The sequence below is a fragment of the Prosthecobacter sp. genome (assembly GCF_044373815.1).
In the GTDB taxonomy this organism is placed as follows: domain Bacteria; phylum Verrucomicrobiota; class Verrucomicrobiia; order Verrucomicrobiales; family Verrucomicrobiaceae; genus Prosthecobacter.
Genome location: NZ_JBIPNG010000215.1, coordinates 1 through 10,518, shown reverse-complemented (window position 1 = coordinate 10,518; position 10,518 = coordinate 1). Strand labels below are relative to the sequence as shown.

Below are 10,518 nucleotides of genomic sequence, written 5' to 3'. Positions count from 1 at the left end.
GTCCGGGTGTGGCCGCTGTGACCAGCCGCCTCGTCAATGGTGCGCATCCGGGTGCCATCATGCTCTCGCATGACATCCATCCGCCCACCATCACCGCCATGCCGGCGATGTTCGACCAGCTGCTGGCCAAGGGGTATCAATTTGTCACCGTGAGCCAGCTCCTGAACATGGAGAAGGCCTCGATGCCCGTCGGCGTGATCATCCGTCCCGCCGAAGCCATCGGCGACAAAGATCCCAAGCCGCTTCCTGAGAAGAAGCCGAAGGCTTGAGGACAGGCCGCAAGGCCTGCCTGCCTTGTGCGCTGAAAAAAAGAAAGCGCCCCGGGCGGAGCCGGGACGCTTTCAGACCCGCCTGTGCCGTCCGAATACAAAGGGCTCACGTATCCCATGAGACCAGGTGGGAACCCGCGTGATGAAGCTCTGTCTTCCAGTGAAGGCATGACATGTCACTTCAGCGCGTAGCCCCCGCAGTTGATGAATCGGGCCGGGCCACAAAGCTCGAAAACGAACACCGCAGGAAATTTTTCAAAGAGCAGGCCGCAGCAAAATGCCGGACCAGGATGGGCCAAGGGTATCCTGTGATGAGCGCATGATCAAGGACGGTGTCGCTTGTCTTCATCGGAGAAATCCATGCATGGCAGGCGTTTGTTTCCTCCTACATTCATGACGCGTTTTTTCCTTTTTCTCCTGCTTTGCTCCACCACCGAAGCAGCCGCCATTCAGCGCATCTGGCTGAGCTTTCAGCGCGCCGAACCGACTCACATCACCGTGAACTGGGAGACCGCCCAGCCCGCCCCTTCAGAAGTGAGGTTTGGCATCAACACTGAGGCCTCCATCGCGCCTCCGTTAATGCCCGGGAAGCTGGATGTCCACATGAGCAGCGTTTTTTCGGACGAGCTGGTCACGCTGCATCACCTCGAAATCCCGATCCCTGAAAAAGACGTCACGTACGACTACCAAGTGCGATCAGGCGATGAGGAATCCGCCATCCATCACTTCAAAGCCATGCCCTCCAAAGAACTCCGCGTCGCCGTGGTCGGGAACTGGGGTTTTGCGCAGCCAGATCTCGCCGCCTTGATCAAAGACAATGTGCATGTACTGATGACAGCGGGCGACAATGTTGGCAGCCTGCATCAAAAAGGACGCGAGGGAACGAAGGCTTTCAGCGCGCTGATCGACTCGCAGCCCGAGTTGTTTCGCAGCACTCCCTTTATGCCCGTGCTGGGGAATCATGACCGCGAAATCCGTTCGCGTGGCCCCAAGCCGCCGCCCGAGGCAGTTTATGACGTGGACGCTGCAGCCTATCGCGAATTCTTTGCGCTGCCCGGCAATGAGTGGAACTGGACGCTCGCGTTTCCTGAGTTCGATGCGCGCTTCATCGCACTCGATCTCGAACACATTCAGGACATGGGCACCACTTGGCAGACGGGTCATCCCTTCGACGCCGCTTCGGAACAACTCGCTTGGTATCGCCAGCAGATGCAGCCGCAGCGCGCAGGCCACACGATCAGCATCCAAAACGAACGCAGCGCCACCATGCGCGGCCAGTTGAAGGGCGAATGGGGCAGGCTGTTTCAGCAGGGCTCCGCTGTCATTACCGGCTTTGGCTATTTCGCGGAACGAGCCATGGTGGACGGCTTCCCCTATTACAACACCGCGCTCAAAGGCGATGGGGATCGCTACCCGGATCCGAAGTCCGCTTTCTTCGCCAGCGAGCACAGCTACGTCCTGCTCACCTTCAAACCGAAGTCGCCGATGAAGATTGAAATCAAGAGCCTTGCAGGGCAGGTGCTGGATCAGCAGAGCTATCCGGCGAGGTAGTGCATGGTTGCACATCTTGGTGTTAACATAACACCCGGATTTGCCCGGATGGGCCGTGAATGCGATGTCTGGCAGCGTTCTTCTTCCACAACCAACCATGAAACACACGCTCCTGCTTCTCTCTCTGTTCGCTGTGCAAGCCGTCGCTCAGGACAAGGCCCTGCTCGACCTCGCCCTCGAACCGCCCGTGGTTAACACGCAGCCCGGGCCCGAGTATGACGCAGACAAGCGGCCGGGAAATATGATCATCGGCATCGACCGCACGCCGAAAGGCCGCCTGTGGGCCGCCTGGGTCGGCAACGGTGATTCACCGAATGGCTTCTTCATGCTCGCGACGAGCGAGGACGATGGCAAATCGTGGTCCAAGCCGCGTGTCGTGATCGATCCTCAGGATGGCGAACTCAATGGCGTGAAGTACGAGCGCCGCGCACTCGTGGGCAATCTCTGGACCGATCCTCTAGGCCGCTTGTGGTGCTTCTTCGATCAAAGCCTCGGCTACTTTGATGGTCGCTGCGGCGACTGGTACATCCGGTGTGATGATCCCGATGCCGCAGAGCCGAAGTGGACCGCTCCCCTGCGCTTCGCCGATGGCTGTACCCTGAACAAGCCCACCGTGCTGACCAATGGCGACTGGCTGCTGCCCGTCTCACTCTGGACCCGCGACCGCATGCACGGCCCCGGTGTGGACAAGGAAGCACACAAAGATCTCGATGTGATCCGCATGGCGAATGTCTTCGCCAGCACCGATCAGGGCAAAACCTGGACCCGCCGTGGTGGCGTGCCCTTTCCACGCACCGACTTCGATGAACACATGATCGTCGAGCGCAAGGATGGCAGCCTCTGGATGCTCGCCCGCACCAAAGACGGCATCAGTGAAAGCACCTCCGCCGACAAAGGCGCTACATGGAGCGAGCCCCAGCCCTCCGCCATTCAAAACCCAAGCGCACGCTTCTTCATCCGCCGCCTCGCCTCTGGAAAACTCCTCCTGGTGAAAAACGGTCCCATCAACGCGCGTCTGCCACGCCGCTCCAACCTGAAGGCCTTCCTCTCCGAGGACGATGGCAAGACCTGGGGCAAAGGCTTCCTCATCGATGATCGCGCCGAAGTCTCCTATCCCGATGGCTTTCAGGCACCGAATGGTGACATCCACATCCTCTATGACTGGAACCGTCACACCGATGCCGAAATCCTGCATGTGAAGTTCACGGAGGCAGACATCGCCAAGCAGGCTGAGATCGGCAAACTCACGATGGACCCCGAGGAGATCAAACGCCGCGCCACCGTCGGCAAGACCGTCGTCAATAAAGCGCACGCACCCAAGTTGCCCAAATCCATCACGCCAGATCCCACCTGGGCCGCGCAGGCCATTGAAGACGCGAAGCAAGATTTCAAGAGCATCCCGTATGACGGCATCACGCCCAACAAAATGGTCTGTGATACCACCCTGCGTGAGTTGCCCGATGGTTCATGGATTCTCTTCATTCTCGCCGGTGGCGATACCGAACCCAGTCCGCTGAACTACACCGGCGTCACCCGCAGCACCGATCTCGGCAAGACCTGGACACCGCTGGAGCGATTCGACGTCGGCTTTCCTCGTGAAGGCAAAACCATCGGCCAGGGCCCCACGGAGCTCATGATCCTCGGCCAGCGCAGCACGCTCTTCTTCTCCACGCACTCCAAGCATTGGGCCAATGACTGGCGCTCATGGTATCTCACCAGCGACGACTCCTTCAAGACCTGGAGCAAGCCCATCGAAGTCCCCGGTCGTCTCAAAGAGCGCACCTTCATCCGCAAGCACATCGTCTGCAAAGACGGCCGCATCATGATCCCCTTCCAGCATTACATCGGCCCCGATGACCAGCAGGATCGTGCGCCTCTCGATCGCGACTTCACCAATCCACGCAACGGCGTCCTCATCAGCAGCGACGGCGGCAAAACCTGGAGCGAGCACGGCAACATTCGCCTCACACCCAACAGCCGCTACTTCGGCTGGGCCGAGAACGATCTCTTCGAGCATCCCGACGGCCGCATCACCATGGTCATCCGTGGCGATGGTCTCGGCGGCATGCTTTACAAAGCGGAAAGCAAAGACGGTGGCAAGACCTGGCCCGAGTTCGCCTCCATCACCCAGATCCCCAATCCCGGCAGCAAAACCACGCTCTACAATCTCGGCGGGGATCGCGTGGCCATCCTGCACAATCCCAACAGCAAACATCGCAGCCCCATGGCCCTGTGGATCAGCTTTGACGGCATGAAGACCTGGCCCTACCAGCGCGTGCTGCAGCAGGAATCCGTCGATGGCCCCAAAGGCCGCATGAACTACCCCGACGGCTTCGTCAGCAAGGACGGCCAGTGGCTCCACTTCGCCTTCGACGACAACCGCCACCGCGCCGTGCATTACAGCGCCAAGTTGCCGCCGGTGAAGTAATCACTTCATCACCATCGGCTGCCCGGTGCATTCCAGGACGCTGTGCCACAGCTCCTGCGTGGGATCGACCTTGCGGCGGCCATGGATGACGAGTTCCAGCGGCAGGTGCACGAAGGAATTGTGCCAGCGGCCCACCAGCATGTTGGTCTTGCCTGCCATGGCGGCATGCACCGCGTTTTGGGCTAGGCGTGAGCAGTACACGTTGTCCTGGGCATTGGCCGGCACGCTGCGCACGATGTAGCTCGGATCGATGTATTTGAGATTCACCTCGGTCTTCCGTTCTCTGAAGAAGGCATTGATGCGATCCTTCAAAAAGGGGCCGATGTCTCCATAGCGCTTGTTGCCGCTCGCATCGGTGTCATCGCCGGTTTGCATGAGGTGCTGCCCAGCACCCTCCGCCACCACGATCACAGCGCTGCCGCGCTTGATCAGCCGCTGGCGCAAGAACTCCAGAAAGCCTCCGTCGCCGTCCAGCTCAAAATGAACCTCGGGAATCAGCACAAAATCCACGTTGCTGCCCGCCAGCGCGGCATAGCACGCGATGAAACCGGAATCACGTCCCATGAGCTTAACAAGGCCCACTCCATTCACCGCGCCGGTGGCCTCGACATAGGCGCACTTCACCGCCTGCACGGCGGCATCAAATGCGGTTTCAAAGCCGAAGCTCTTGTCGAGGAAGCTGATGTCATTGTCGATGGTCTTGGGAATGCCGACGACCGCCTTTTTCAATCCACGTCGTTCGATTTCCTTCACGATCTGCGCGGCACCGCGCAGCGTGCCATCACCACCGATCACAAAAAGAATATCGACCTTCATGTCCTCCAGCGTGTCCACCATCTCGCCAATGTCCTGCTTGCCGCGCGAACTGCCCAGCAGGGTGCCACCAAAATGGTGTGCCTGCTCCACAGACGAAGGTTTCAGCAACAGCGGTGTGTGGCCGAAACGCTGCACCAGCCCCTCGTAGCCGTAGCGGAAGCCATACACGCGCGCGACGCCGTACTGCTGATGGCAGCGGTTCACGATGCCGCGGATGATGTCGTTTAACCCCGGGCAGAGACCGCCGCAGGTCACGATGCCGACCGTGGTCTTGCTCGGGTCAAAGTAGATCATTTCGCGTGGCCCCGCCTCTTCGTAGCTCGGCTTTGACACATCACGCCCGTCTTCGAGCAGATGGCTGTGGTACAGAATGCGGTCCACCGCGTCCGTTTTGTAGGGGGCCTCCACTCCGCCGATCCGGTGCAGGGGCGAATGAATCAAACAAGGGCCGAGCGTGGGGATGCTCGTGTCGGAAGGGGCTGGGGTCATGGCGGGTGGGTAATGTCTAAAGCAGGAGAAGTGCCATTCTAGAGGCCTATGCGGTTGGGCTCGACATCCATTGGCCGAAATGCTCTCATCCGTCTCAAATATGCAACTCCGCGTCATTGCCGCCATCCTGCTGCTCACCTCCTGTGGCCGAAGTGCCGATCCCGCTGCTCGTGCAAAAGAACTCACGTTTCTACGCACCGTCATGCCCGACGATCTGCTGGAATTCGCCCATGTCGAAGTCCCCGCCATCGAAAACGTGGCCATCATGGGCGAGGGCGCGGACCAGCATCTGGGGCTGCATGTGTTCCCCGGACAGAAGAAACTCAATGGTGGCATCCGTGCCGAGATCAGTGTCGATTACCCATGTCAGCAAGGCGATACGGTGCGCTACTCCTGGCGCTTTATGGTGCCGCAGGGGTTCGTTTCCGATGCACCCAAAAATCGCTGGTGGATCATCGGCCAGTGGCACGATCAGCCGGATCGCAACCGTGGTGAAAGCTGGGAAGGCTTTGCTTCCAAGAGTCCGCCGGTGCTCCTTGGCCTCGGTGAATTGGACGGCAAACTCGGCATCGGCATCGCCTATGGGCCCGATCAATCGCAGAAGCATGGCCCGGTCTTTATTGAGCCCGGTAAATGGCACAGCATCACCGTCGAAATCCACTGGTCACAAAAAGCAGACGGCAAAGCCACGTTCTTCCTCAACGACATGACCCGGCCCGTCGCCACCGCCTCCGGTCCAAACATGCACAACGCCTTTCAGCACTTCCTCAAACTCGGCATGTATCGTCATCCCGACATTCAAACCGACAACTGGATCTACATCGACGATTTGAAGATCACGAAGCCGTGAAGCGTTGGAATTGCATCGCCAAGCCGCACATGTCAGTTGCAAAAACACCCATCCCCTCCTGCTTCCTGCCATGAACACCGCTTTTCCTGACAATCTGCGCCTGCAACTCCACCAGACCGGCGTGATTGCCGTTTTGATGATCGACCGTGTGGAGGATGCCGTGCCGCTGGCGCGTGCGCTGCTGGCGGGTGGGGTCAATGGCATCGAGCTCACACTGCGCACCGATGCGGCGCTGGAATCTTTGCGTCGTATCCGCGCCGAAGTCCCGGAGATGACCGTCGGCGTGGGCACCATCCTCACACCGAAGCAGGCGAACGAGGCCAAGGAGGCTGGCGCAAGCTTCGGCGTGGCTCCCGGTATGAATCCACGCGTCGTTGCCGAGGCGATTCGCATCGGTCTTCCGTTCGCGCCCGGTGTTTGCACTCCCACAGACATTGAGATCGCCATCGAAGCCGGCTGCCGTGTGCTGAAATTTTTCCCTTCGGAGCCGAGCGGTGGTCTGATCTTCCTGCGCAGCATCATGGCACCATTCATGCATCTCGGTGTGCAGTTCATCCCGCTCGGCGGCGTGGGAGCGGGAAATGCTGCGCACTATCTGCGCGAACCTGCGGTGCTTGCCCTTGGCGGCTCATGGCTGGCACCGAAGGAGATTGTGGCAAGAGGCGGGTGGGATGTGATCACCGCGCTGGCGCGTGAGGCCACGGACATCGTCAAGCAAGTCCGTCCATGAGCCGCGTCATCACTTTCGGCGAAATCATGCTGCGTCTCGCCACGCCGGGATTCGCACGTTTTCAGCAGGCCATGCCGGGCACCCTGAATGCCAGCTTTGCCGGAGCCGAGGCCAGCATCGCCGCTTCGCTGGCCTACCTCGGCATTGATGCAGCTTTTGTCACCGCCTTGCCCAAGAATGCCATCGCGGATGCTTGCATCGCCGATCTGCGCAGCCTCGGTGTCGAGACCAAAAACATCCTGCGCACGCACGAAGGACGCCTGGGCACCTACTTCCTTGAGCACGGCGCCAATCAACGTGGCGGCAACGTCATCTATGACCGCGATGGCTCCGCAGTGGCCATCACACCCGCCTCCACCTACGACTGGGACGCCATCCTCTCGGGTTGCGAATGGTTTGTGATTTCCGGCATCACGCCTGCGATTTCACGCAATGCCGCCGAGGTGGCGCTTGTCGCTGTGCAGGAAGCTGCGCGTCGTCAGATCAAAGTCGTGTGCGACATGAACTACCGCACCAAACTCTGGCAGTGGGAGCCGCCAATCACCGCCCGTGATCTCGCCACGCGCACCATGAAATCGCTCCTGCCTTTCGTTCAGATCTTCGTCGGTGGTATCAGCGACGCCACCGCCATGCTCGGCATCGAACACAGCGATGATCTGCATGCTTTGGCAAAGCAGATCATCACCCAGTTTCCCAACCTCACCCACGCCGCCTTCACCCTGCGGGATGGCAGCACTTCCGCCGCGCAATGTTTCAGCGGTGCGCTCTATGAGGTTGCGACTGACACGCTGCACACGGCACCGCGTTACACGATCACCCAGATCATTGACCGCCTCGGCGCAGGTGATGCCTTCACCGCCGGTCTCGTCTTTTCATTCCTCCAAAAATCCGTGCCGCAAACAGCCATCGCCTTCGCCACAGCCGCCGGCTGCCTCGCCCACTCCATCGAGGGCGACTACAACTACAGCACCCGCGCCGAAATCGAAACCCTCATGCAAGGCGACGGCGGAGGCCGCGTCAGCCGCTAACTTTTTATGTCTCACTCTGTCCCCACCCATCCCGACCGCTGGTCCCTCGAATCCTGGTTTTCCGGCTTCGGCAACCCCGACTACACCGACTTCAAATCCGTGCTCGTGCGCGATGTCGAGGCTCTCAAAACACAGGCCGCAGCTCTCGGTGCCGATACCCTTGAAATTGCCCGCGTCATCAATGCTCTGGAATCACTGAGCGATCGTCTCGGCCATCTCTCAGCTTATCTCGGCTGCTTGTCCGCAGATGACGCAAACGACGAAGCAGTGAAAGCCGACGAGGCATGGATCTCCACGCTCGAAGCTGAAAGCACAAAGCTCATGGCCTCGCTCCGTGCAGCCCTTGCAGCTTTGAGCGATGACGCATTCGCCACTTTGCTCGCCGATCTCTCTTTGAAGAACGCCGAGCACGCGGTGAAGCGCATGCGCCACGAAGGCCAGCACCAGATGAAGTCGGAGATGGAAGCCCTGGCGGCCGATCTTAATGTGAACGGTCTCCACGCCTGGGGCCGTCTCTACGACACGCTCACCGGCAAGATGGAATTCGAGATGACCTTCCCCGATGGGCACAAGGAAATCGTGCCGATGTCCCGCCGCCGCGCGCTGATGTCCGAACCCGACCGCAAACTGCGCGAAGCTGCCTTCAATGACGGGCAGAAGCCATGGAATGATCATGCCGTGACACTCGCCGCCGGATTGAACGGCATCGCCGGTACCCGCCTCAGCCTTTATGGACGTCGTGGTCTGCCACACTTCCTCGACACCCCGTTGTTTGATGGAGCGATGAGCCGCAAGTCGCTCGATGCGATGCTGGAGGCCATCCACACGCACATTGATCTGCCTCGTCGTGCCTTGCGCAAAGCCGCGAAGCTGCAAGGCACCTCCGCGTTGCATTACTTCGACCTCGAAGCACCGCAGATTGCCGCGCCCGATGAAAAGGAACTCACCTGGGATGAAGCCTGCGCCACGGTCGATCATGCCTTCAGCTCCGCTTACCCAAAACTGGGCGAATATTTCCGCGAGATGCTCGCACAGCGATGGATCGAAGCCCAGCCGCGTGCCGGCAAGCGCCCCGGTGCCTTCTGCACCGGATCGCAGCTCAAGCACGAAGAGCGCGTTTACATGACCTTCCATCGCACCGTTCATGACATGGTCACGCTGGCGCATGAAGTCGGCCACGCCTGGCATTCCTGTGTGCTCCGTCCCGCCCGTTCGTTTGCGGCAAACTATCCGATGACCCTCGCGGAAACGGCGTCGAATTTTGGCGAGATGATCCTGCTCGACGGCCTCATGAGTAATCCGGGCATCACCGAGGCCACGAAGGCCTACCTGCTCGATCAGGAAATGCTGCGTGCGCACGCCTACCTCATCAACATCCCGATGCGCTACGAGTTCGAGAAGGCCTTCTACACGGAACGTGCCAGCGGCGAGCTGAGCGTGAGCCGCCTGAGCGCTCTGATGACCGATGCACAGCGCAAGCTCTACGGCGACACCCTGCTCGATGACGGCACCGACCCGATGTTCTGGGCCTACAAGATGCATTTCTTCATCACCGGCGTCTCCTTCTACAACTTCCCCTACGTCTTCGGCTACCTGCTCAGCCAGGCCTTGTTTGCACGCTTCAAAGCCGAAGGCGCGGCCTTCCTCCCACGCTACGAAGCCTTCCTCTCCATGACTGGCAGCGCGACCTGCGAGGAAGTGGTGAAGCAAAGCCTCGGCGAAGACATCACCCAGCCAGAATTCTGGGCCACGGCGCTGAAAGCCATCGAACCGACGCTGACCGCCTATGAAGCGCTGAAGTGAGAGCAAGACGCAGTTAGCAAGTCTTTGATAGCTCGATGCCTCCCCCTTCGTGATAGTGGGCCCATGATACCTGCCCCCGTTTCCCGCCGTCATTTTCTTCACGCAGCACTCGCCGGTGGCGCGGTCAGCCAGAGCCCGGTCATGGCGGCTGACGCGGCTCCAAAGGCAGGCATGTTTGCTGAACCTGCCCACGAGATCCCCCTCGCCAATGACGCCGACGTGATCGTTTGCGGTGCCGGACCCGCAGGCGTGACGGCAGCCATTACCGCAGCACGCGCAGGCGCAAAAGTGCGCCTGTTTGAATGGCGTGGCTGTCTCGGCGGCATCTGGACGGCTGGCCTCCTGGGCTACTTCCTCGACTTCAACAAGCCCGGCTTCGCCAAGGAACTGCGCGACAAGCTCGATGCACGCGGCGCACGCGCAAACTCCACCAGCACCAGCCGTTTCTGCTACGACCCTGAAGCACTGAAGCTCCTGCTCGAAGAGCTCTGCGTTGAAGCAGGAGTGAAATTCCAGTATCACACCAAAGTCTGCGCCGCGTTTCGCGAAGGGAA

At 60.0% G+C, this 10,518-nt stretch carries 8 protein-coding genes, 1 other RNA gene and 1 pseudogene; 8 read left to right on the top strand and 2 right to left on the bottom strand.

Annotation, left to right across the window (positions count from 1 at the left end; all coding sequences use genetic code 11):
* Positions 1-269 (top strand): annotated as a pseudogene (locus ACIREA_RS17465) (polysaccharide deacetylase family protein); the annotation flags it as partial.
* A 71-nt stretch (positions 270-340) separates the two neighbouring features.
* Here the strand turns inward: ACIREA_RS17465 and ssrS are convergent.
* A non-coding RNA gene (gene ssrS, locus ACIREA_RS17460) (6S RNA) lies at positions 341-522 on the bottom strand.
* Between the two features lie 140 nt (positions 523-662).
* Here ssrS and ACIREA_RS17455 point away from each other — a divergent pair.
* Together ACIREA_RS17455 and ACIREA_RS17450 are read left to right on the top strand one after the other, a co-directional pair.
* On the top strand, positions 663-1,820 hold the full coding sequence (locus ACIREA_RS17455; RefSeq protein WP_397383600.1) for a metallophosphoesterase family protein: 1,158 nt from the start codon (positions 663-665) through the stop codon (positions 1,818-1,820).
* 97 nt (positions 1,821-1,917) lie between these two features.
* A complete protein-coding gene (locus ACIREA_RS17450) occupies positions 1,918-4,248 on the top strand; it encodes a sialidase family protein (RefSeq protein WP_397383599.1) in 2,331 nt (776 codons plus the stop codon).
* Here the strand turns inward: ACIREA_RS17450 and ACIREA_RS17445 are convergent, their stop codons facing one another.
* Complete coding sequence (locus tag ACIREA_RS17445) at positions 4,249-5,553, bottom strand: ATP-dependent 6-phosphofructokinase (RefSeq protein WP_397383598.1); 1,305 nt, start codon at positions 5,551-5,553, stop codon at positions 4,249-4,251. It lies immediately after the preceding gene.
* A 100-nt stretch (positions 5,554-5,653) separates the two neighbouring features.
* Here ACIREA_RS17445 and ACIREA_RS17440 point away from each other — a divergent pair, with 100 nt between their 5' ends.
* The 5 genes from ACIREA_RS17440 to ACIREA_RS17420 all read left to right on the top strand — a co-directional run.
* Complete coding sequence (locus tag ACIREA_RS17440; RefSeq protein ID WP_397383597.1) at positions 5,654-6,403, top strand: polysaccharide lyase; 750 nt, start codon at positions 5,654-5,656, stop codon at positions 6,401-6,403.
* Positions 6,404-6,473: 70 nt separating this feature from the next.
* The gene (locus ACIREA_RS17435) at positions 6,474-7,133 is read left to right on the top strand and encodes a bifunctional 4-hydroxy-2-oxoglutarate aldolase/2-dehydro-3-deoxy-phosphogluconate aldolase (protein WP_397383596.1); all 660 of its coding nucleotides are present in this window, start codon (positions 6,474-6,476) and stop codon (positions 7,131-7,133) included.
* Complete coding sequence (locus tag ACIREA_RS17430; protein WP_397383595.1) at positions 7,130-8,161, top strand: PfkB family carbohydrate kinase; 1,032 nt, start codon at positions 7,130-7,132, stop codon at positions 8,159-8,161. The genes ACIREA_RS17435 and ACIREA_RS17430 overlap by 4 nt, the downstream gene beginning before the upstream one ends.
* 6 nt (positions 8,162-8,167) lie before the next feature.
* A complete protein-coding gene (locus ACIREA_RS17425; RefSeq protein ID WP_397383594.1) occupies positions 8,168-9,964 on the top strand; it encodes a M3 family oligoendopeptidase in 1,797 nt (598 codons plus the stop codon).
* 63 nt (positions 9,965-10,027) lie between these two features.
* Positions 10,028-10,518, top strand: a 491-nt coding sequence (locus ACIREA_RS17420; RefSeq protein WP_397383593.1) for an FAD-dependent oxidoreductase, incomplete at its 3' end; no start/stop codon positions are given.